Origin of the sequence: Kitasatospora dryopteridis, from assembly GCF_050749075.1 — a bacterium.
GTDB lineage: Bacteria > Actinomycetota > Actinomycetes > Streptomycetales > Streptomycetaceae > Kitasatospora.
On sequence record NZ_CP192749.1, the window covers coordinates 7208448 to 7228669 of the forward strand.

Consider the following 20222-nt stretch of genomic DNA (forward strand, 5'->3'; position numbering starts at 1 on the left):
GGCGGGCAAAACCGTCAGCAGTCTGCCGTGTGCTCCAGCTGGGACAATAGGACAGCAGTGCCCTATTGTCCCAGCGGCGGACAGGGCGTGACGGCCGGTCGGGTACGGAGTGCCGGTCGGTGGGCGGGCCGCCGCCGGCGGACGTGCCGGGACGCTCAGTCGTGCGGGACGAGGACCACCGGTGCCTGCGCGTGGTGGAGCACCGCGTGGGCGACCGGTCCGAGCCGCATGCCGATGTGGTGGGGACGGCGCCGGCGGCCGATCACCACGAGGGCGGCGCCGGCGGAGAGGTCCACCACGGCCGACGAACCGCTGCCCGTCCGGCAGTGCTCGACCACGGTGACCTCGGGGTACTTCTCCCGCCAGCCGGCGAGCGCGTCGCCGAGCAGTTCGGCCTCGAGGGCCCGGAACTGCTCCGCCTCCGCCTGCGGCGGCACCCAGCCCGCGTAGCCCCAGACCGGCGGGGGGCTCCAGCCGTGGACGGCACGGAGCACCGTGCCGCGGCGGGCGGCCTCGCGGAAGGCGAAGTCGATCACGTCGGCGGCCGGGTCGCGGGTGTCGACGCCGAGGACCACCTCGGCCCCGTCGTGCCCGGCGGAGCGCTCCGATTCGCCGGCGCGGACCAGCACGAGGGGAACGTCGCAGCGGCCGGCGACGGCGAGGCCGACGGAGCCGACCAGCAGTCCCTCGAAGCCGCCGATCCCGCGGGAGCCGAGGACGAGCACGTCCGCCTGCCCGGCGGCCTCGACCAGGACGTCGACCGGATCGCCGCCGCCGATCAGTTCGGTGTGGACGGCCACGTCCGGGCGGGTGCCGCGGACCACTGCCTCCGCATCGGAGAGCATGCGGGCGGCCAGGGCGCGTACGTCCCGGGGCAGGGTGGGGTCGGCGTGGATGTCGTCCAGCCATGTCCGGGCGTGGACCAGCCGGAGCGGCAGCCCGCGGCGGTCGGCCTCGTCGGCAGCCCAGCGGGCGGCCGCGGTGCTTTCGGGCGAGCCGTCGATTCCGGCGAGAACGTGTGCGGGCATCGGGTTCTTCTCCTGGGGAGGGTGACTGGAGATGGCGCTGCCCAGCCTCCGGCACCCGGGATCGGCCGGGCAGGGCCCTGAAGTCCCCTCCCCGGGGCCACAGGTCCCTCCCCGGGGCCGGGGATTGTGCCCCCACCGGCCCTGTGTCCGGACGGCCGCACAGGGTGACGATGGATGCGGGCCCGCCGCCGGCGGCCGCCGACGCCGATGCGGAGGAGACCGCAGACATGTCCGCTACCCCGGAGCCGATGACCGGTACGTTGACGGAGCGGGAGCTGAGCGCGCTCGACGCCCACTGGCGGGCCGCGAACTACCTGGCGGTGGGCCAGATCTACCTGATGGCCAACCCGCTGCTGCGCGAGCCGCTGCGCCCCGAGCACGTCAAGCCGCGCCTGCTGGGGCACTGGGGCACCTCGCCCGGACTGAACCTGGTGCACACCCACCTCAACCGGGCGGTGAAGTCCCGCGACCTGGACGCGATCTGCGTGTGGGGGCCCGGGCACGGCGGCCCGGCCGTGCTGGCGAACTGCTGGCTGGAGGGCAGCTACTCGGAGACGTACCCGGACGTGACCCGCGACGAGGCGGGGATGGCGCGGCTCTTCCGCCAATTCTCCTTCCCCGGCGGCGCACCGAGCCATGTCGCGCCGGAGACGCCCGGCTCGATCCACGAGGGCGGCGAACTGGGATACGCACTGTCGCACGCCTACGGTGCGGCCTTCGACAACCCCGCACTGCTGGTCGCCTGCGTGATCGGCGACGGGGAGGCGGAGACCGGCCCGCTGGCCGCCTCCTGGCACGGCAACAAGTACCTCGACCCGGTGCACGACGGAGCCGTGCTGCCGATCCTGCACCTCAACGGCTACAAGATCGCCAACCCGACGGTGCTGTCCCGGCTGCCCGAGGGCGAACTGGACGCCCTCCTGCGCGGCTACGGCCACCTCCCGCTGTACGTCACCGGGGACGACCCGACGGCCGTCCACCGGGCGATGGCCGAGGCCGTGGACACCGCCCTCGACCGGATCGCCGCGATCCAGTACGAGGCCCGCACCGACGGCTCCACCCGGCGACCGCACTGGCCGGTGATCGTGCTGCGCACACCCAAGGGCTGGACCGGCCCCGCCGAGGTCGACGGCCTGCCGGTGGAGGGCACCTGGCGCGCCCACCAGGTCCCGCTCGACCGGGTCCGCGAGAACCCGCAGCACCTCGCCCAACTGGAGGCGTGGCTGCGCTCCTACCGTCCGCAGGAGCTCTTCGACGAGCTCGGCAGGCCCACGGCCGAGGTCCTGGCGTCCGTACCCGACGGCACGCGCCGGCTCGGTGCCAACCCGCACGCCAACGGCGGCCTGCTGCTGCGCGACCTGCCGCTGCCGCACCCGGACCGCTACGCGGTACCGGTGGACAAGCCCGGCACGACCAGGCACGAACCGACCCGGGTGCTGGGCGGCCTGCTCGCCGAGGTGATGGCCGCGACCGCCGACCGCCGGGACTTCCGGCTGGTCGGCCCGGACGAGACCGCCTCCAACCGGCTCCAGGACGTCTACACCGCCACCGGCAAGGCCTGGCAGGCCGAGATCCTGCCCGTCGACGAGCACCTCGCCCGCGACGGCCGGGTGATGGAGATCCTCTCCGAACACACCTGCCAGGGCTGGCTGGAGGGCTACCTGCTCACCGGCCGCCACGGCCTGTTCTCCTGCTACGAGGCGTTCGCCCACATCGTCGACTCGATGGTCGGCCAGCACATCAAGTGGCTGCGCACCACCCGCGCACTGCCCTGGCGCGCCCCCGTCGCCTCGCTCAACTACCTGCTCACCTCGCACGTCTGGCGCCAGGACCACAACGGCTTCTCGCACCAGGACCCCGGCTTCGTCGACCACGTCCTCAACAAGAGCCCCGAGGCCGTGCGCGTCTACTTCCCGCCGGACGCCAACACCCTGCTCGCGGTCGCCGACCACGTCCTGCGCAGCCGCGACTGCGTCAACGTGGTCGTCGCAGGGAAGCAGCCCTGCTTCGACTGGCTCGGACCGGACGAGGCCCGTGCGCACTGCGCCCGCGGCGCCGGCATCTGGGGGTGGGCCGGCACCGACGACGGCGGTGGCGAGCCGGACGTCGTGCTCGCGTGCGCCGGGGACGTTCCCACCCAGGAGGTCCTGGCCGCGGCCGAACTGCTGCGCCGTCACCTGCCCGACCTGGTCGTGCGGGTGGTGAACGTGGTCGACGTGGCCCGGCTGATGCCGGCGGAGGAGCACCCGCACGGCATGCCGGAGACGGAGTTCGACGCAGTGTTCACCCGCGATCGGCCGGTGGTATTCGCCTACCACGGCTACCCCTGGCTGATCCACCGCCTGGCCTACCGCCGGGCCGTCCACCCCCACCTGCACGTGCGCGGCTACAAGGAGTCCGGCACCACCACCACGCCGTTCGACATGGTGGTGCGCAACGACATCGACCGGTTCCGCCTCGTCATGGACGTCATCGACCGGGTGCCCGGCCTCGCCGTCCGCGCCGCCGCCGTCCGCCAGGAGATGGCCGACCGGCGCACCCGCCACCACGCCTGGATCCGCGAGCACGGCACCGACCTGCCCGAGGTCGCCGACTGGACCTGGAGCGGCTGACCGCAACCGAGGGGGGCCGAGAGGAGACAATCACCATGGAACTACCGGTCACCGTCGGCGTCGACGGTTCCGAAGCCAGTCTGGCGGCCGCCGACTGGGCCGCTCGCGAGGCGCTGCTGCGGGACCGCCCGCTCCGCGTCCTGCACGCCCTGCCGCTGATGCCCCACCTGCTCCCCTCCCGGACCGCGGCCGGCCGGCCCGGCGGCGACCTCCTCCACGAGGTGGAGCACATCCTGGCGGTGCGTTGGCCGGGCCTGCGGATGCGGACCGAGGAGGCCCACGACGTGGCGCCCGCGGCACTGCTCGCCGCAGGCGAGGACGCCGACCTGCTGGTGCTCGGAGCACGCGGGGGAGACGGCTTCCCGGAGCTGCGCGTCGGCTCGACCGCCCTGTACCTCGCCGCCCGGACGGGCTGCCCGACGGTGGTGCTCCCGGCGGAACCGCCGGGAGGGCCCCCGCGCGAGGAGGTGGTGGTGGGCGTGGACGCCCGCCGTCCCGCCGAGGCGGCCCTCGGCTTCGCCTTCGCGGCCGCACACCGCTACGGCCTGCCGCTGCGGGCCGTCCACGCCGGGCCCGTGCCGCCGGGGCTCCGCCGGGGTGAGGCCGCGCTGCTGAGCGCCGCGCTGGAGCCCTGGAAGGCGGCCCGTCCCGACGTCGAGGTCCACGAGGACGTCGAGCACGCCGGCCCTGGCCGGGTGTTGGTGGACGCGTCCGCCAAGGCGCGGTTGCTGGTGCTGGGGCGCCGGCCGGTCGGCCCGGTGGTCATGCTCGGCCCCGTGGTCCACGCCGTCCTGCACCACGCCGCCTGCCCCGTCGCCGTCGTGCCGGAGGCGTGAACACGGCCCTGCACCCCGGGACCTCGCAGGTGTTGTGGTCCCGGTCAGCCGGGAAGCATGCCCATCTGGCGCATCATGGCGACGGCGTCCCAGCTCCACCAGCCTTCCACGGCCTTGCCGTCCTCGAACCGCCAGATCGTCATGCCGGCGGCCTCGACGGTCTTGTTGCTGGCCGGCATGCCCATGTACTCGCCGATGTGGGTGCCGCGCCACATCCAGCGGGTGACGACCTGGTCCCCCTCGGCGATCTGGCTCTGGATGTCGAAGGTGAAGTCGAACGCGCGGCGGTAGCCCTCGATCATCTCCTTGACGGCCGCCGGGCCGACCGTGTCGGCGTCCATCGACGGATCGTGGTCCCGGTAGTTTGGTGCGACGAGCTCGTCGATGGCGGACATGTCCCCGGCCGCGGGTTCCATCAGCAGTCGACGGGCCGCGTCCTTGAGGAGCTGCTCGTCGCGGACGAGGTCCAGGTTGGTGAAGGTGGGCGGCTCCTGGCAGAGGGCCACCATCTCCCGGAAGATCCGGTCGGTCTCCGGCAGTCCGGAGTTGCGCATCGCCGCCTCGTACGAGGGAAACTCGACGATCTCCACGATGTGCTGGGCGTCCTCCCGGTCCGACCCGACCATGGTGTGGGTGGCGGTGCGCTTGCCCTCGGTCTGCGCGATCCAGGTGTCCATCAGCTGGTTGAGCTCGTCCGGCCGCTCCGTGCGGCACTCGACGATCTGTACGAAGGTCATCGTGAACCTCCCGATCCACGCCCCCTTGAATGCCTGTCCGCCGACCGTGCTGACTCCACTCTGCTCCTGCCGGTGCCGGGCCGCGCTTCGGTGCGGAGCCGGTCGTCCAGGCGTCCGGCGTGACCGCTTCGTACCGAGGCCCGAGCACTACGACCTGGACGCATTCGTCCGGAACCCGCCGCCGCAGCCCCCGCCGACCACCGGCGATCCGTAGCGGAGGCGGGCGTCATCCCTGTGCTGCCGTGCCGGGTGCCGGGAGCTGTTCGGTGAGGCGGAACCCGGTGACGAGTTCGGGGTCGATGCGGACGGTGCGGGTCATCGGCGCGTCCACCCAGGGCTGCAGCAGCTGCTCGTAGCGGACGAGGTCGTCCGGGTCGGTGACGGGCCGGGCGTAGCCGGTGATGACGACGCTCCACCCGAGGTGGGTGTCGGGGTCGATGGCATCGGCCTCGTAGGCGACGACGGTGCCGGACCCGTCGGCGCCCGCGGTGGCGGTGGTCAGGGCGGCACCCTCGTGGGTGCGGATGATGATCGCGTCGTCGGCGACGACGTGGTTGACCGGCCGGATGGCCGGCAGGGCGTCCTTGGTGAAGACCACCCTGCCGAGCGGAACGGCGGCCAGCAGCTTCAGGCACTCACTGCGCCCGAGCGCCGCCATCCGCCGTGCGCCGAGCGGTGGCCGGGTCCGGTGGTCCCTGGGGTGCCGCTGTGCGGCTTCGTCATTCATGAGGTGTTCGCGATCGCTCCGAGTCGTATGGAGATCACGTTCCCTCCGTCGCCGGGCCGTTGCAAGGGCCGATCGGCCCCATCCGGGCGGGCGTGGCAGTCGCGGGGCCGGATTCCGGGCAGGTCACGGCCTCGCCGCCCCGGCGTCGGTGTGACCGGGGCGGCGAGGCGGTGGCAGCCGCTTCCGGTGGCTGTCACATGATGACCTTAGCAGTTGCTAATGTTGGCAACTGCGTGCGAGGGCAGGAGGAGAGAATGCGTATCTCGTCGGACCGTCGCCGGACGGCGCCGCTTGCTCCGAATACGGCGCCGGGTGTCGTGTGCCGCCCGGCGCCGGGCGAGCGGTGCCCGCGGTCCGGGCGTTCTCTCCTCCTGTCCGGCCCTGCCGGTCGCGGGGGGTCTGTGCGCACTCACCGCCGCCCCGGGTGTGGTGCTCAGGGGCGGCGGTGAGCATGCAGTGGGAACTGGTGACGGTGGACGGAGCCGGAGTCCTGCGGCTCTCCGGCTTCCTGGGAGCGCGTGCCACGCACCGCTTCCAGGGCGCGTTCGACTGGGCCGTGGCGCGCTGCCCCGGCCCGATCGTCGTCGACGTGTCCGCCCTGACGGGCTGGGGCGCCGAGGGCGAGGCCGCGATCGTGGCCGCCGCCGGCCGCCTGCACGACCGCGGCCCACTCGCGGTCTGCGGTGTCGGACAGCGGAAGGCGGACCTGCTGAGGAGCAGTTCGGCCCTGTCGGTGCTCCGGCTCTGCGCCGACCTCGACGTGGCCCTGGTGGTGCTGGGCGTGCGCTGAATCGCTGCCACAGCCCCGGTGTGCGCGGTTGCTAAGGTCGACAGTCGATGATGCCCCGCCCCGGCGGCCCGATCGAGACGGTGACGACGTGAACGCCGATACCCCGCCCCCGCCACCGGTGGTCAGCGTGCCGCTGTACCAGGTGAAGGCGGAGTTCTTCAGGGCGCTCGCCCACCCGGTGCGCATCCGCGTCCTCGAACTGCTCGGCGAACGCGACCACGCCGTCTCGGAGATCCTCCCCGAGGTCGGCGTCGAGCCGGCCCACCTGTCCCAGCAGCTGGCGGTCCTGCGCCGCGGCAGCCTGGTGGCCGTCCGGCGCGAGGGCGCCACCGTCGTCTACAGCCTCACCAGCCCCGAGGTCACCGACCTCCTGCGCGTCGCCCGGTCCATCCTCGGCGGCGTCATCACCAACCAGGCCGAACTCCTCGAGGGCCTGCTCACCCCCGCGGCCGACCCCTCCCGCGGCTGACGGTCCGGACACGGGCAGGTCGGGGCACCGAGAACCCGGCGAGGGGCTGCTGCTCGATCGCTGCGCCGCGTCCGGGTCATACCTCGAGGCCGGCCTCGATGCGGCGGGCGTGGTGGCGGGCCATGGCGAGGTTGGACCGGCTGCGGTCGAGCATCAGGTAGAGGAACAGCCCGGGGTGCCGCGTGAGCGGCCGGATCAGGTGGTACTGGCCGGTCAGGCTGATCAGGATGTCCTCCAGCTTCTGGTCGCCCTGGCCCGCCATGTCCAGGGCGCGCATCTCGGCGCGCAGGATGTCGGTGGTGGCGGCGGCCGCGACGGACAGGGTTTCGGCCGGCCCCGCAGTGCCCAGCGCCATGCCGCTGGTGTAGTCCCCCAGGGCGGCCCCGAGCGCGCCGTCGATGGTCATCGCATCCTTGAGCGAGGTCTCGATCCCGGCCAAGTTCTCCTCCAGCCGTTCGTGGCGCAGGGTCGTGTCCCGGCGCGCTGATGTCCACTTCTGTCGGGCGATCCTAGGAAAGCGAACGGCACGGCTCGCCGATATGACCGCAAGCGATCGGCTTCTGCCGGAAGCGGGCCGACTCGACTGCAATGCATGACATGTTGAGTTGATGAATTCTTCATGTTGTTAGATCCTGGAGCCGGTGGCGCAGCGCGTCGACGATCCCTGGCGCCGACGCGGACACCCTCGGGCAACGCGAGGAAGCAACCCATGAGCACTGTCGACGGTCCGCATCCCGCGGTCGACCTCGAGAGCGCACGGTCCTGCCAGATCTGCAGCGGGTGGGGGACCGTGTCCACGCCCGACGGCAGGACCTACGTCCTGTGCCGGTCGTGCCAGCGGGGCAGCGCGGCACACCCGCCGGACGTGCCACCCGGCGGCGGGGGCGCGGCGGGGCCCGGAACGGGGTCTGCAGCGAGCCGCGCACCGAACACCGTGGGGACGGGGCGGTAGGAGACGTCGCCCGGCCGGACGGCAGCCGGGCCGTGGGCCTCGTCGGCCGGAACGACATCGACCTCGCGGGCGGGAGCGCCGGAGTCGTCCACCGGCACCTGCACGCGAAACGGATCCCGGCCGCGAGCAGTGCGGGAAGTGTCAGCGCCCTCCGCCGGTGGTGTCGGCCAGGACGCCCGGCAAGTGGTTGCGGGCGTACGCGATGGCTTCGGGCGTCGCGGCGAAGACGCGGTGCTCGGTGTGCAGGCGGTCGAGCACGCCGAGCGCGTCCAGGGTCTTGAGGTGGTCCTCGCGGACGCCGGAGACCAGGACGAGGATGCCCCGCCGCTCCAGTTTGTCGATGGCGTCCCCGAGGACGAGCGCGCCGGTGGCGTCGATCGCGGTGATCCGCGACAGGCGCAGGACGACCGCCTTCACGTCGCCGGTCTCGGCGAGTTCGAGGAGGAAGCGGTGGGCGGCGGCGAAGAACAGCGGCCCGTCGATGCGGTAGGCGACGATGTGCTCGGCCAGGAGGGCCTGCTCCTCGGCATGGTGGTCGGCGGCCGGCAGGCCGTCGTGCAGTGGCACCCGGGTGAGGGCCGCGGAGCGGGCGACCTGCCGCAGCGCCAGCGCGCCGGCCACCAGCAGGCCGACGATGACGGCGGTCACCAGGTCGAAGGCGAGGGTTGCGGCCGCGGTCAGTGCGAGGATCGCGGCCTCGCCGCGTCCGGCACGGGCCAGCGCCCGCAGGGAGGCGACCTCGACCATGCGCACCGCGGTGGCGATCAGCACGCCGGCCAGGGCCGCGAGCGGGATGCCCTCCACGAGCGGGGCGGCGGCGAAGACCACCGCGGCGAGGACGGCTGCGTGGACGAGCGCGGCCAGCCGGGAGGCGGCACCGGAGCGGACGTTGACGGCGGTGCGGGCGATCGCACCGGTGGCGGCGACGCCGCCGAACAGCGGCGCGGCCAGGTTGGCCAGGCCCTGCCCGAACAGTTCCCGGTCGCTGTCGTGCCGCTCCGAGACGCTCATCGCATCGGCGGCGGTGGCGGACATCAGCGACTCCAGCGCGGCGAGGGCCGCCACTGCGACCGCCGCCGTCGCCAGCTGCGGCACGTCGGAGAGGTGGAAGAACCCCAGCGACGGGGCGGGCAGCCCGGAGGGCAGGTGCCCGATCGTCGCCACGTCCAGATCGGCGCCGGAGGCGAGGAGCGTCGCCGCGACCACGGCGAGCAGGGAGAACGGGACACCCGGCCGCAGCCGGGCGCCGACCAGCATCACCATCGCCACGCCCGCGGCCAGTGCGAGTGGTGCGAGGTGCGGGTCGGCGACGAAGCCGGTCAGCGCGTCCCATGCGGCGACGGCGACGTTCTCCGCGCCCGAGGGCGCCACGCCGAGGGCCGCGGGCACCTGCTGGAGGCCGATCACCGCGGCGATGCCGAGGGTGAAGCCCTCCACCACCGGCGCCGGGACGAACGCCATGAAACGCCCGGCGCCGCCGAGCGCCGTCGCCACCAGCAGCACCCCGGCGAGCAGACCCACCGTCAGCACGCCGTCGGCGCCGTAGCGGTGGACGATCGGCACCAGGACCACGGTCATCGCCCCGGTCGGGCCGCTGACCTGCAGGTTGGAGCCGCCGAACAGCGCCGCGAGCGCGCCGGCGACCACCGCGGTGGCCAGACCCGCCTGCGCTCCGGCGCCGGAGGCGACACCGAAGCCCAGCGCGAGCGGCAGCGCGACGATCGCCACCGTCACCCCGGCGAGCAGGTCCTTGCGCGGCGAGCGCCGCATCGTCGCCCACACCGCACGGTCCGGCAGCACCGCGCGGAGCCGGCCGCCCAGGCGGCGCGCGGACACCGCGACGATGTCGCTCATGCGCCCGCCTCCCGCGACCCGTGCCCGCCGAGCTCGGCCAGCAGATCCGACTGGTCGGTGATCATCGTGGAGAGGATCCGGCGCGCCGCCTGCAGCAGCTCCGCCACGTCCGGCGTGCTCAGCGCGTACACGACGGTGTTGCCGTCCCGTGTGGCCGACACCAGCTGGGTGCGGCGCAGCACCGCCAGCTGCTGCGAGAGGTTCGAGGGCTCGACCTCGATCGCCGCCAGCAGCTCGCGCACCGGACGCGGCCCCTCCTGGAGCAGCTCCAGCACCCGGATGCGCACCGGATGCCCCAGCGTTCGGAAGAACTCCGCCTTGGCCTGGTACAGCGGAACGGCCATCAGTCCTGCTCCTCCTCGTCAGCCGCACGGTCCAGCGCCACACCATGGTGGGCCGCGATCCGCAGCAACTGCGTGATCCGCCCCGCGTACGCCTGGGCCCTGTCGTCGTCGCCGGCATCCCGCGCCTGTGCCCGCGACCGGCGGGCCTCGTCCAGCTGCTCGCGCAGTTCCGTGTCGAACGCGCCGCTCATCGCCGCTGTCCTTCCGCCCTCGGGTCCCGCCTCGCGCGACCTCTCAGTACAAGGATGCAGCATGTTCGAACATGAAGAATTCTTCAAGTCGTTGCTGCTGCGATGCCCGCCCCCGACGGCGGGGGTCAGGGGCTCTGCGGCGTCAGTCGGTGGGACCCGGGCGGAGGTCGCCGAGGAGTTCCGCCCTGTCGGTGATGACGTCGGTGAGGATGGAGCGGGCGACGGCGAGGAGCTGGGCGACCTCGGGGCTGGTGATCCGGTAGATCACCGCGGCGCCGTCGCGGCGGGAGGTGACCACGCCGGCGCGGCGCAGGACGGCGAGCTGCTGGGAGAGGTTGGAGGCCTCGACGCCGACGTCGGTGAGCAGTTCGGCGACGGCGTGCTCGCGCTGGCTGAGGAGTTCGAGGACGCGGATGCGCACGGGGTGGCCGAGGGTTTTGAAGAACTCTGCCTTGATCTGGTACAGCGGCACGGTGGTGACGGAAGGTTGCCGCGTGTTACCGGCAGGCATGGGGTCACCGTCCGTGTCGAGGGTCGAGGGTCTGGTTCGACTGTAGCAATGCCGCGGGCGCCGAGGCCGACGTCGGGCGTCCGGAGTGGCCGGTCCGGCCCCGGCGTGGCGGCCGTTCCCGGAACCGTACCGGTCGGACGGGTCGAGCGCCGCCGCACGAAGATTTGCAAAGATTCGCAACTGCTAAACTTGCGCACCGGGCCCCGGCGGTGCCGCCGGAGCGGGCTCGCCGTGCCGAGGGTGTTGCGGGCCCAGGGCCCTTCCCGAGGTATGCGACAGACGGAGAACACCGCGTTCATGAGCGAGAACCTGCCCCCGTGCCCGAAGTGCTCCGGCGAGTACACCTACGAGATGGACGCACTGATGGTCTGCCCCGAGTGCGGCCACGAGTGGGCTCCCGCCGAGAGCGGCACGGAGGCCCGCGGCGAGCGGGTGATCAAGGACTCGGTCGGCAACGTGCTGAGCGACGGCGACACCGTGACGGTCGTCAAGGCCCTCAAGGTCAAGGGCAGCGCGTCGGGCATCAAGGCGGGCACCAAGGTCCGCAACATCCGCCTGGTCGACGGGGTGGACGGCCACGACATCGACTGCCGGATCGAAGGCTTCGGCGCCATGCAGCTCAAGTCGAGCGTGGTCAAGAAGGCCTGACACTCCGCACCCGGCGCCGGTGGCCCCGGACGGGCGTGCGGCGGGGCCGGTCGCCGCACGGTACGGGCCGACCGGCCCCTCGTGACCGCAGCGCGGACGGGCGACGCTGGACGCATGGCGACGACCGGCAGCAGGGACTACTACGACATCCTCGGGGTGCCGCACGACGCCGACCGGGAGACGGTGAAGCGGGCCTTCCACGACCTCGCGCGCAAGTACCACCCCGACCTCAGTACGCGCTCCGACGCCCAGGAGCGGTTCAAGGAGGTCGCGGAGGCCTATGCGGTGCTGTCCGACCCGGACAGGCGCGCCGACTACGACCACCGCGGCGCCGCCACCCCGCCCGGCGGGATCTCCGTGGAGGACCTGCTGGCCGGACTCGATCTCGGCGAGGTGTTCGGCAGGACCGGCGGAGCGTCCTTCGGACAGGGACGGCCCGGCGGCATGTTCGGCAGCCCCTTCGGTGGCTGGGCCACGTGGTCGCCGGAGCGCGGCGCCGATGTCGAACTCGGTCTCACCGTGCCGCTCTCGGCCGTTCTGACCGGGTCCACCGAGACCGTGACCGTCCGCCGCCCCGCTGCCTGCCCCGTCTGCGGCGGACGGAGCACCGTGGTCCACGAGCCCTGTGCGGCCTGCGCGGGCTCCGGGCGGGTCGTCCTGGGCGAGCCGGTCACCTTCGGGATTCCGCCCGGCATCGGCGAGGGGACGGTGTTCCGGCTTCCCGGCAAGGGCATGCCGCCGCGGGACGGGCGCGGGGCGAGCGGCGATGTGTTCGTCGTGGTCCGGACCGCTCCTGATCCCCGCTTCACCCGGCAGGGCGCCGACCTGTGGTGCGGACTCGAGATCCCGGTCCACGACGCCGTCCTCGGCACGAGCCGGACGGTTCCGACACTGGACGGTGACGTCCCGCTGGCCGTTCCCGCGGGCACCCAGCCCGGGGCCGTGCTCGACGTTCCGGGCAGGGGCCTGCCCCGACCCGGCGGCGGGACCCGCGGCGACCTGCGCGTATCGGTGACCGTCAAGATCCCCGACCGCCCCGGCGAGGAGGAACGGGACCTCTATCGGAGGCTGGCCGAACTCCACACCCCGCGCGGGAAGGCCGGCGCCGGTCAACCCCCGGCGCACGCCGGTGACGAGCCGCCAGAGCCCCACACCGAGGCAGCAGGAGCCCCGGAGGCTCACCGGGCCAGGTGGTGGCGGAGAAGGCCGAAGAGCGAGGCGCGGTGACTTGCGCGGTCCGCCACCGTGGTTGCCGTGTGCCGGCGGTCCTCGCCCGTGCCGGGTGGCCCGCCCGGTCGACACGACCTCTCCACCGGCGGAGTTCCGATGGCGGGCCCGGCCCGGCTCACGCATGGTGGCCGTGAACACGGCGCGCGCCCGGAGGTGCACAGTGGACGACGGAGCAGGCGGGACGCCTCGGATCGTGGTGGGAGTGGACGGCTCGGAAGCCGCCGGGGAGGCCCTGCGCTGGGCCGTCCGCCAGGCCCGGCTCGTCGGCGGCACGGTCGATGCGCTGATCGCGTGGGACTACCCCGCCGGCTACGGGATGCCCGCCACCCTCCTGGGAGGCTTCGACTTCGAGGACACCGCACGCCGCGGCCTGGACGAGGCCGTGGCCGAGGCCACCCGGGACCTGCCCGGAGCCCCGGACCTGATCCGGCAGCACGTCGTCCAGGGCCACCCCGCCACCGCTCTCCTCGATGCCTCCCGCGACGCCTCGCTCCTCGTCGTCGGCAACCGCGGCCACGGCGGCTTCACCGAGGCGCTGCTGGGATCGATCGGACAGCACTGCGTCCACCACGCCCGGTGCCCCGTGGTCGTCGTCCGGCCCGTTCGCCACCCGGATCCCGGGAAGGACAGGTGATCGACTACCAGGCGGTCTTCCGCGCCCTGCCCGGAATGGTCGCCGTGCTCACCCCCGACCTGGTGTACGCGGACGCCAACGAGGAGTTCCTGCACCTCTCCGGCCGGACACACGACCAGCTCCTCGGCCGCTACCTGTTCGACGTCTTCCCCGACAACCCGAACGACCCGGAGGCCACCGGAGCCCGCAACCTGGAGGCGTCGCTGCGCCGGGTCCTCGAGACCGGTGAACGCGACACCATGGCCCTCCAGCGGTACGACGTCGAGAGCCTGGAGCGGCCGGGCGAGTGGCAGGAGCGCTACTGGAGCCCCGTCAACGTTCCCGTGCTCGGGCCCGACGGCGACGTGGTGCTCCTGGTGCACCGGGTCGAGGAGATCACCGAACTCATCAACGCCCACGGCCTGCCCGAGGGGAACCGCGCCCGCATCCTCGAGGCCGAGCTCTACACCAGGGCCCGCGAACTCCAGGAGCTGAACGAGCGCCTGCGCGAGGCCCACGCCCGCGAGCGCGAGGTCGCCCTCGCACTGCAGGCGGCCATGCTGCCGACCCCCGCACCGATCGACCGGGTCCGCGCGGCGGTCCGGTACCGGCCTGCCGTCGGCACGCTCAACGTGTGCGGCGACTGGTACGACCTGGTCGCCCTGCCCCGGCACCGCACGGCGGTCGCCGTCGGCGACGTCGTCGGACACGGGCTCGCCGCGGCCGGTGTCATGGGCCAGCTCCGCAGCGCCCTCAGCGCCGCCTCGCGGGTCACCGAGGGACCGGCCCAGTCCCTGGAGGTGCTCGGCCTCTACTCGCGCTCCATCGACGGCGCGGAGAACACGACGGCCGCGACCGCCTTCGTCGACCACGCCCTCGGCACGATCACCTACAGCAGCGCCGGCCACCCGCCGCCGGTGCTGCTGCGCTCCGACGGCACCTTCGAATTCCTCGACCGGGCCACCGACCCGCCGCTCGGCGCCCGGCCGGAACACGTCCCGCGCCCGCAGGCCACCGTCCCCTTCGAGGAGGGCGACACCCTCGTCCTGTACACCGACGGTCTGATCGAGCGGCGCCGCGAGGACATCGACGTCGGCCTCGACCGCCTGGCCCGCGCCCTTGCCGCCCGGCCCGCGGATCCTCCCGAGGCCATGGCTGACAGCGTGCTGGCCGAGCTGCTGCCGCCCGGCGGCGCCACCGACGACACGGTGCTCGTGGTCGTCCGGCTGTGAGGGGCCGCGCCGGAGCCAGGCGCCCCTCAGTCGGCGAAGGTGTGGAGGATGCCGTCGCGGTCGACCGGTGCCGTCCGGTCCTGCTCGTGGTGCTCGAAGTGGTGCAGCCGGGTGTCGGGGCCGGGGAAGAACATGGACACCCGGCCGGTCTCCGACCAGCGCACGTCCCAGGGCGGGCTGCCGTCCGGGTGGTGCAGCGCCACGATCTCCCCGTCGCGGCGTGCGGCGCCGGGCCGGGTGGCGTTCACGATGACCCGGTCTCCGATGTCGGCCTTCATGGCGGGCCTCCGTCCTCGAACCGTCCCCGGGCGTTCCGGGCGGGCCCCTCCTGGGCTCCAGACCAGCAGAGGCCCGGCGGTGCCACCAGGGCCGGGCGGGTCCCTCGGCCGGGCCGAACGGCCTCCCCGTGTGCAGGGCGGCGACATGTCCGCCGGCCTTCGCGGTGCGCGTTCCCGGCCGCTGCCGCTCAGCCGCCGGCCGTCGCCTCGAGCTCCGCTGCGACGGCCGCCGCCCATGCGTCCACCTCACCCCAGTCCGTGTACTCGCCGTACCGCCCGCCCATCAGCCGGAAGACCAGCCGGCCGGTCGGCGGCCAGTGCTCCGGTGCCACCGCACCCGCGAAGTCGTGCCGGCCGACCGGCGCGATCGCGGCCGGCAGTGCGGCGGGCAACTCCGAGGCGGAACGCGCCTTGAGCCGCCGGAGGCACCGGGCCACGACCGGTGGGAAGGCGCTGCTCCGCTCCCCGACGAGACTCACGCTGAACAGCCACACCGGCTGCTCCGCGAGCGCACCGGCATTCCGCCGGACGAACTCGACGGCCTCGGGCAGCCACCTGCCGTCGTGGACGGCACTGCCCAGTACGACAGCGCCGCAGTCCGTGACGTCGCCCGTCCGCACCAGCGGTCGGACGGCCGTCCCGTGGCCGTTCGACTGCAGCTGCCGGGCGATCCGTTCGGCGATCCGGCGTGTCGAACCGTGCGCACTCGCGTAACCGACAAATACCTGCACGTCACCGCTCCTGCTCCCGCTGCCCCCGGTCTCTCCATGACACGCCCCTGCGTCCCTCACCGGCAGGGACCGTTCGGCCCCCGGTACGGGACACGAGGCCCTGTCGCCGCCGGCCACGCAGGGCCGAAGCTGATGGCGAGGCCTGGACAAGGCCCTTCCAGGGGCCGGTTCCGCGGGAGGCACACCATGACGAAGCAGCGAATCCTCGTGGCCTACGGGAGCAAGCACGGCGCCACGGCAGGCATCGCCAAGGAAATCGGCCGGGTGCTGGACGAGGAAGGGTTCGCGACCGAGGTCCTCCCCGCAGCGGAGGTGACCACCGTGGCGGACTTCGATGCCGTCGTCCTCGGCAGTGCCCTCTACATGAACCGCTGGCAGCGGGATGCGCTCCACTGCGCCCACCGCCATGCGGACGAACTGGCGCGGCGGCCGGTCTGGCTGTTCAGCAGCGGGCCGATCGACAGTTCCGCGGAACAGGGCGAGATCCCGCCGGTCGCCCAGGTGGCCGACGAGCTGGAACACCTGCACGCCCGCGGGCACGTCACGTTCGGTGGCAGCGTGACCGCCGAGACACCGGGCTTCGTCGCCCGCAGCATGGTCCGGCACGACAAGGGCGGCGACTTCCGCAGCCCCGAGCACATCCGGCGCTGGGCCCGGCAGATCGGCGCCGAACTGCACACCCACGAGGACCGTGGTCCGAACGGCAGCTGACGGCCCGTCTCCTGCGGCACCCGCCGCAGGAGACCGAGGAGGCGTGCCATGTCCGCCGCATCCACCTCGCCCCGCCCGTCCGAGGGCGGCCATCTGCTCCGGCGGCATCTCCGCAGGGCTGCCGGCCTGGATCACAACCCGCTCTGCCGCAGGACCGACCGGGCCCGCAGCCGGCTGCTCGTCGGTGCCGTCCTGCTGGCCGTGCTCTCGGTCGTCGCCGCCCTGGTCACCGCTCAGGTGCTGCTGAACGGCATGCGGGCGGATGCCCGCCGGACGGCAGAGCACCGTCACCGGGTGACCGCCACGACCCTCGCGGCTGCCGTCGACACCCCTGGCCAGTCACTCGGCACGGCGCAGGCCCGGGCCACCTGGGCCATGGCCGGCGGCGACAGGACCGGCACCGTCAAGGTGCCCGGCGGCACGCCGGAGGGGACGGAAGTCCCGCTGTGGGTCGACGACACCGGTGCCCCCGCCGAACTTCCCCTCCGAGACGACCGGATGGCGGTGTCTGCGGCCGGCTACGGTCTCGTCGTGCTGGCCGGCGCGGGCACCCTTTCCGCCGTGGTCCTCGTGCTGCGCCGTGGCATCCTCGACCACCGGGCGGCGGCCGCGTGGGGGGACGACTGGGATCTCGTCGAACCGCGCTGGTCCGGCCGCACGGACCGGCCCGGAACCGGCGAGAACTGAACCGGCCGCCGGAAGCCGGCTGCGTGGCTCGACCTGGTCAGATGCCTCCGTGCTCGGGTGGGCGTCGGCCGCGAGGCCGACCGGCCCGGCACGGCGGGCCGCCGTGGCCGTGCCCTGCCCGGCCGGACGGGCTGCCGGGGCCGGTCGGCCCTGGTGGTCCCCTCTGCAGGCGAGGAACGTGGACTGGGAAACCCGGGGCCGTTCGGGCGTGCCACGGGGCCGGACCGAGGGAGCCGCCATGTCCGTCACCGAGCCGCCGGTGTCCGCGGTCGAGGCACTGCTGACCGACGGGACCACCGTCCTCGTCAGGCCCGTCGAGGCGGGGGACCGCGCCGCCGTCCTGGAGCTCCACGCGCACGGGATGTCGGAGGAGAGCCGCCGGATGCGGTTCCTCGGGACGAGCCACCGGGCACCCGAACTGGCGGCCGACCGACTGTGCGGCCCCGGCCGGTCCGGGGTACTGGCCCTCGGCGCCTGGGCGGACGGCGAACTGGTGGGGGAGGCGGACTGCCAGGCGGCCGCGGAGAGCGGCGGTGAGAGCGCCGAACTGGCCATGGCGGTCGCCGACGCCTGGCACCACCGCGGGGTCGGCACCCTGCTCGTGGAGCACCTCGTCCATGCCGCCCGTAAGCGCGGCGTCCGCGAGTTCGTCGCCGACACGCTGGCCGGCAACCGGGCCGTCCACAAGGTCTTCTCCGACCTCGGGCTGCCGGTCCACCGGCACCTCGACCACGGCGAGATCCGGGTACGCGTCCCGCTCGTCGAGGAGGACGAGGGCTACCTCCGGGCCGTCGACGAACGCGGCCGGACGGCCGACCTGGCCAGCCTGGCCGCGCTGCTGCGCCCGCGAGCGGTCGCGGTCGTGGGCGCGTCCCGCCGGACCGGATCGGTGGGACGCACGGTGCTGCTGAAGATCCGTCGGGGCGGCTTCACCGGGCCGGTGTGGGCCGTGAACCCGCACACCGAAGTGATCGCCGGCGAGCCCGCGTACCCGGGGATCGCCGCGCTGCCCGGGGTACCGGACCTCGCCGTGCTGGCCGTGCCACCGGCGGCGGTGCCGGGCGCGGCCGAGGAGTGCGGACGGGCCGGTACGAAAGCGCTCGTGGTGCTCACCTCCGGCCTGGACGCGGCGCAGGTGCGGCAGTTGATGCACAGCTGCCGGCGCCACAGCATGCGCCTGGTGGGGCCCAACAGTCTCGGCATCGCCCAGACCGACCCGGAGATCCGGCTGGACGCGGAATTCGGCGGAGCCTTCCCGCTGCCCGGCACTGCCGGTGTCGCCGTGCAGTCCGGGGGAGTGGGCATCGCCCTGCTGCAACGGCTCGCCTGGCTGGGCATCGGCGTCTCCAGCTTCGTCTCCCTCGGCGACAAGTACGACGTCAGCGGCAACGACCTGCTGCAGTGGTGGGAGAGCGACGGCCGGACCGACCTGGCCCTGCTGCACCTCGAGTCCTTCGGCAGTCCGCGCGCCTTCGCCAGGACGGCGCGGCGTGTCACACGCACCCTCCCCGTGCTCACCGTCGACGCCGGCCGCTCCGATGCCGGCCGCCGGGGCGCCGCCTCGCACACCGCCGCAGCCGCGACGCCGACCGTCACCCGGGAGACGCTCTTCCGCCGGGCGGGGATCACCGCGGCGCACAGCGTCGCCGAACTCGTGGAAACCGCAGCCCTGTTCCACACCCAGCCGCTGCCCGACGGGCGCGGACGCGTGGCCGTGGTCTCCAACGCAGGCGGGATCGGCGTCCTCGCCGCGGACGCCTGCGCCGCGGCCGGGCTCGCACTGCCGCCACTGCCCGCGGACACGGTCGCGGAGCTGCGCGACCTGCTGCCGGCCGGGGCGGGGACGGCCAACCCCGTCGACACGACGGCAGCCGTCGGCCCGGCCCAGCTCAGGGCCTGCCTCGACGCACTCGCGCGGGCCGACACCGTCGACGCGCTGGTGGTCTGCCTCGTGCCGACCGCCCTCGTCCAGGAAGACGCCGACCGGCCGCTCCACGCGCTGCTGGACGGCCCGGGCCGACGGCACCTGCCGGTCGCGGCCGTCCTGCTGGACCAGGAAGTGCCCGTCCAGTACCGGACCTGCGCGGACGGCGGACGGCTGCCGTCCTACGCCGACCCGGCCGCCGCCGCGCGGGCCCTCGCCCATGCCCGGGACCGGGCGAGGTGGCTGGCCGAACCGCCCTCCGCCCCGGCCTCTCCGCAGGCCGGCGACACCGCCGGTGCCCGCCGCCTGGTCGACGTGTTCCTCGCCGCCCACCCCGACGGAGGGTGGCTCGACCCGGAGACCACCGCGGACCTGCTCGACTGCTACCGGCTCCCGCTCACCGCCTCGATCCTGGCGCGGAGCGAGCACGAGGCCGCGCTCACTGCCCGGACGCTGCGTCCGTTCGGCCACGAGGGCCGCATCGCGGCCAAGGCGTACTGGCCGGGCCAGGTGCACAAGAGCACCGAAGGCGCCGTCCGCCTCGGCATCGGCAGCGCGGCCCAGGCGCAGGAGTGCTACCGGGACTTCCGTGACCGCTTCGGCGACCGGATGACCGGCGTGCTGTTCCAGCCCATGGCCCCGCCCGGGGTGGAACTGCTCGTCGGCGCGGTGCAGGACGAGGTGTTCGGGCCGTTGGTCCTGCTCGGCCTCGGCGGGACCGCGACCGACGTCCTCGGCGACCGCACCACCCGGCTCGCCCCGCTGACCGAACGCGACCTGGAGACCATGCCCGCAGACCTGCGGGCGGCCCCACTGATCCTGGGCCGCCCGGGCGCGCCGGAGGCGGACCTCACCGGCCTGCGCCGGGTGCTCGCCGGCGTCTCCGCGATGGCCTGCGACCTGCCCCAGCTCGTCGAGGCGGACCTCAACCCGCTGATCGCACGACCCGACGGCGTCGTCTGCGTCGACGCCCGCATCCGGGTCGAGCCCAGGCCCTCCTACGACCCCTACCTCCGGCGGCTGCGCCGTCCGGCCCTGGCCGGGGAGGCGGGCGGGCAGTGAAGCCGGCACCGTGCCGGACGGCACGGTGCCGGCTCGAGCCGTACGCGGGCTTTCG

The 20222-nt window shown here is 73.9% G+C and carries 21 protein-coding genes; 11 read left to right on the forward strand and 10 right to left on the reverse strand.

The features are described from left to right. Positions 1-155: 155 nt before the first annotated feature. The gene (locus tag ACQ614_RS32630; protein WP_431682608.1) at positions 156-1028 is read right to left on the reverse strand and encodes a universal stress protein; all 873 of its coding nucleotides are present in this window, start codon (positions 1026-1028) and stop codon (positions 156-158) included. Positions 1029-1255: 227 nt separating this feature from the next. Here ACQ614_RS32630 and ACQ614_RS32635 point away from each other — a divergent pair, with 227 nt between their 5' ends. Together ACQ614_RS32635 and ACQ614_RS32640 are read left to right on the forward strand one after the other, a co-directional pair. After that, positions 1256-3640 (forward strand): phosphoketolase family protein, encoded by a 2385-nt coding sequence (locus tag ACQ614_RS32635; RefSeq protein ID WP_431682609.1) that lies wholly within the window; start codon positions 1256-1258, stop codon positions 3638-3640. 35 nt (positions 3641-3675) lie between these two features. Beyond that, positions 3676-4476 (forward strand): universal stress protein, encoded by an 801-nt coding sequence (locus ACQ614_RS32640; RefSeq protein WP_431682610.1) that lies wholly within the window; start codon positions 3676-3678, stop codon positions 4474-4476. Positions 4477-4520: 44 nt separating this feature from the next. Here ACQ614_RS32640 and ACQ614_RS32645 read toward each other — a convergent pair whose 3' ends face one another. Further along, a complete protein-coding gene (locus tag ACQ614_RS32645) occupies positions 4521-5213 on the reverse strand; it encodes an ester cyclase (protein ID WP_431682612.1) in 693 nt (230 codons plus the stop codon). Positions 5214-5439: 226 nt separating this feature from the next. After that, positions 5440-5940, reverse strand: coding sequence for a pyridoxamine 5'-phosphate oxidase family protein (locus ACQ614_RS32650; protein ID WP_431682613.1), 501 nt, complete (start codon positions 5938-5940; stop codon positions 5440-5442). A 451-nt stretch (positions 5941-6391) separates the two neighbouring features. On the opposite strand from ACQ614_RS32650, the gene ACQ614_RS32655 reads away from it, so the two are divergent. Then, positions 6392-6730, forward strand: a complete 339-nt coding sequence (locus tag ACQ614_RS32655) for an STAS domain-containing protein (protein ID WP_363498607.1) — start codon at positions 6392-6394, stop codon at positions 6728-6730. 88 nt (positions 6731-6818) lie between these two features. After that, complete coding sequence (locus ACQ614_RS32660; RefSeq protein WP_431682614.1) at positions 6819-7199, forward strand: ArsR/SmtB family transcription factor; 381 nt, start codon at positions 6819-6821, stop codon at positions 7197-7199. A 76-nt stretch (positions 7200-7275) separates the two neighbouring features. Here the strand turns inward: ACQ614_RS32660 and ACQ614_RS32665 are convergent, their stop codons facing one another. From ACQ614_RS32665 to ACQ614_RS32685, 5 genes are all read right to left on the reverse strand, one after another. Further along, positions 7276-7638: a hypothetical protein gene (locus ACQ614_RS32665; RefSeq protein ID WP_431682615.1), complete on the reverse strand. Its 363-nt coding sequence runs from the start codon at positions 7636-7638 to the stop codon at positions 7276-7278. A 654-nt stretch (positions 7639-8292) separates the two neighbouring features. Further along, entirely contained in the window at positions 8293-10005 is a 1713-nt protein-coding gene (locus ACQ614_RS32670) for a SulP family inorganic anion transporter (protein WP_431682616.1), read from the reverse strand. Next, a complete protein-coding gene (locus tag ACQ614_RS32675; RefSeq protein WP_431682618.1) occupies positions 10002-10349 on the reverse strand; it encodes an ArsR/SmtB family transcription factor in 348 nt (115 codons plus the stop codon). The genes ACQ614_RS32670 and ACQ614_RS32675 overlap by 4 nt, the downstream gene beginning before the upstream one ends. Beyond that, positions 10349-10540 carry a hypothetical protein gene (locus tag ACQ614_RS32680; RefSeq protein WP_431682619.1) on the reverse strand — a complete coding sequence of 64 codons (192 nt, stop codon included), beginning with the start codon at positions 10538-10540 and terminating at the stop codon, positions 10349-10351. Before ACQ614_RS32680 ends, ACQ614_RS32675 begins: the two co-directional genes overlap by 1 nt. A 142-nt stretch (positions 10541-10682) precedes the next feature. Next, the gene (locus ACQ614_RS32685) at positions 10683-11051 is read right to left on the reverse strand and encodes an ArsR/SmtB family transcription factor (RefSeq protein ID WP_431682620.1); all 369 of its coding nucleotides are present in this window, start codon (positions 11049-11051) and stop codon (positions 10683-10685) included. Positions 11052-11348: 297 nt separating this feature from the next. Between ACQ614_RS32685 and ACQ614_RS32690 the strand changes: the two genes are divergently transcribed. The 4 genes from ACQ614_RS32690 (at position 11349) to ACQ614_RS32705 (ending at position 14774) form a co-directional block, all read left to right on the forward strand. Continuing rightward, positions 11349-11699 carry a zinc ribbon domain-containing protein YjdM gene (locus ACQ614_RS32690; protein WP_431682622.1) on the forward strand — a complete coding sequence of 117 codons (351 nt, stop codon included), beginning with the start codon at positions 11349-11351 and terminating at the stop codon, positions 11697-11699. A 114-nt stretch (positions 11700-11813) separates the two neighbouring features. Then, a complete protein-coding gene (locus ACQ614_RS32695) occupies positions 11814-12926 on the forward strand; it encodes a DnaJ C-terminal domain-containing protein (protein ID WP_431682623.1) in 1113 nt (370 codons plus the stop codon). Between the two features lie 205 nt (positions 12927-13131). Continuing rightward, complete coding sequence (locus ACQ614_RS32700) at positions 13132-13563, forward strand: universal stress protein (RefSeq protein ID WP_431682624.1); 432 nt, start codon at positions 13132-13134, stop codon at positions 13561-13563. Continuing rightward, on the forward strand, positions 13560-14774 hold the full coding sequence (locus ACQ614_RS32705) for a PP2C family protein-serine/threonine phosphatase (protein ID WP_431682626.1): 1215 nt from the start codon (positions 13560-13562) through the stop codon (positions 14772-14774). The genes ACQ614_RS32700 and ACQ614_RS32705 overlap by 4 nt, the downstream gene beginning before the upstream one ends. 26 nt (positions 14775-14800) lie before the next feature. Here ACQ614_RS32705 and ACQ614_RS32710 read toward each other — a convergent pair whose 3' ends face one another. Both ACQ614_RS32710 and ACQ614_RS32715 read right to left on the reverse strand, forming a co-directional pair. Next, the gene (locus ACQ614_RS32710) at positions 14801-15052 is read right to left on the reverse strand and encodes a DUF1918 domain-containing protein (RefSeq protein WP_431682627.1); all 252 of its coding nucleotides are present in this window, start codon (positions 15050-15052) and stop codon (positions 14801-14803) included. Positions 15053-15240: 188 nt separating this feature from the next. Continuing rightward, the gene (locus tag ACQ614_RS32715) at positions 15241-15783 is read right to left on the reverse strand and encodes a flavodoxin domain-containing protein (RefSeq protein ID WP_431682628.1); all 543 of its coding nucleotides are present in this window, start codon (positions 15781-15783) and stop codon (positions 15241-15243) included. A gap of 186 nt (positions 15784-15969) precedes the next feature. Here ACQ614_RS32715 and ACQ614_RS32720 point away from each other — a divergent pair, with 186 nt between their 5' ends. From ACQ614_RS32720 to ACQ614_RS32730, 3 genes are all read left to right on the forward strand, one after another. Next, positions 15970-16494: a flavodoxin domain-containing protein gene (locus ACQ614_RS32720; RefSeq protein WP_431682629.1), complete on the forward strand. Its 525-nt coding sequence runs from the start codon at positions 15970-15972 to the stop codon at positions 16492-16494. A gap of 48 nt (positions 16495-16542) precedes the next feature. Beyond that, positions 16543-17181: an Rv1733c family protein gene (locus ACQ614_RS32725; protein ID WP_431682630.1), complete on the forward strand. Its 639-nt coding sequence runs from the start codon at positions 16543-16545 to the stop codon at positions 17179-17181. A gap of 238 nt (positions 17182-17419) precedes the next feature. After that, positions 17420-20167: a GNAT family N-acetyltransferase gene (locus ACQ614_RS32730; RefSeq protein ID WP_431682631.1), complete on the forward strand. Its 2748-nt coding sequence runs from the start codon at positions 17420-17422 to the stop codon at positions 20165-20167. Positions 20168-20222 lie beyond the last annotated feature (55 nt).

Bases quoted from the DNA above. Each gene is read 5' to 3' on its own strand.
- ACQ614_RS32630 (WP_431682608.1), bottom strand. From the start codon at position 1,028: ATGCCCGCACACGTTCTCGCCGGAATCGACGGCTCGCCCGAAAGCACC.
- ACQ614_RS32635 (WP_431682609.1), top strand. From the start codon at position 1,256: ATGTCCGCTACCCCGGAGCCGATGACCGGTACGTTGACGGAGCGGGAG.
- ACQ614_RS32640 (WP_431682610.1), top strand. From the start codon at position 3,676: ATGGAACTACCGGTCACCGTCGGCGTCGACGGTTCCGAAGCCAGTCTG.
- ACQ614_RS32645 (WP_431682612.1), bottom strand. From the start codon at position 5,213: ATGACCTTCGTACAGATCGTCGAGTGCCGCACGGAGCGGCCGGACGAG.
- ACQ614_RS32650 (WP_431682613.1), bottom strand. From the start codon at position 5,940: ATGAATGACGAAGCCGCACAGCGGCACCCCAGGGACCACCGGACCCGG.
- ACQ614_RS32655 (WP_363498607.1), top strand. From the start codon at position 6,392: ATGCAGTGGGAACTGGTGACGGTGGACGGAGCCGGAGTCCTGCGGCTC.
- ACQ614_RS32670 (WP_431682616.1), bottom strand. From the start codon at position 10,005: ATGAGCGACATCGTCGCGGTGTCCGCGCGCCGCCTGGGCGGCCGGCTC.
- ACQ614_RS32675 (WP_431682618.1), bottom strand. From the start codon at position 10,349: ATGGCCGTTCCGCTGTACCAGGCCAAGGCGGAGTTCTTCCGAACGCTG.
- ACQ614_RS32680 (WP_431682619.1), bottom strand. From the start codon at position 10,540: ATGAGCGGCGCGTTCGACACGGAACTGCGCGAGCAGCTGGACGAGGCC.
- ACQ614_RS32685 (WP_431682620.1), bottom strand. From the start codon at position 11,051: ATGCCTGCCGGTAACACGCGGCAACCTTCCGTCACCACCGTGCCGCTG.
- ACQ614_RS32690 (WP_431682622.1), top strand. From the start codon at position 11,349: ATGAGCGAGAACCTGCCCCCGTGCCCGAAGTGCTCCGGCGAGTACACC.
- ACQ614_RS32695 (WP_431682623.1), top strand. From the start codon at position 11,814: ATGGCGACGACCGGCAGCAGGGACTACTACGACATCCTCGGGGTGCCG.
- ACQ614_RS32710 (WP_431682627.1), bottom strand. From the start codon at position 15,052: ATGAAGGCCGACATCGGAGACCGGGTCATCGTGAACGCCACCCGGCCC.
- ACQ614_RS32720 (WP_431682629.1), top strand. From the start codon at position 15,970: ATGACGAAGCAGCGAATCCTCGTGGCCTACGGGAGCAAGCACGGCGCC.
- ACQ614_RS32725 (WP_431682630.1), top strand. From the start codon at position 16,543: ATGTCCGCCGCATCCACCTCGCCCCGCCCGTCCGAGGGCGGCCATCTG.
- ACQ614_RS32730 (WP_431682631.1), top strand. From the start codon at position 17,420: ATGTCCGTCACCGAGCCGCCGGTGTCCGCGGTCGAGGCACTGCTGACC.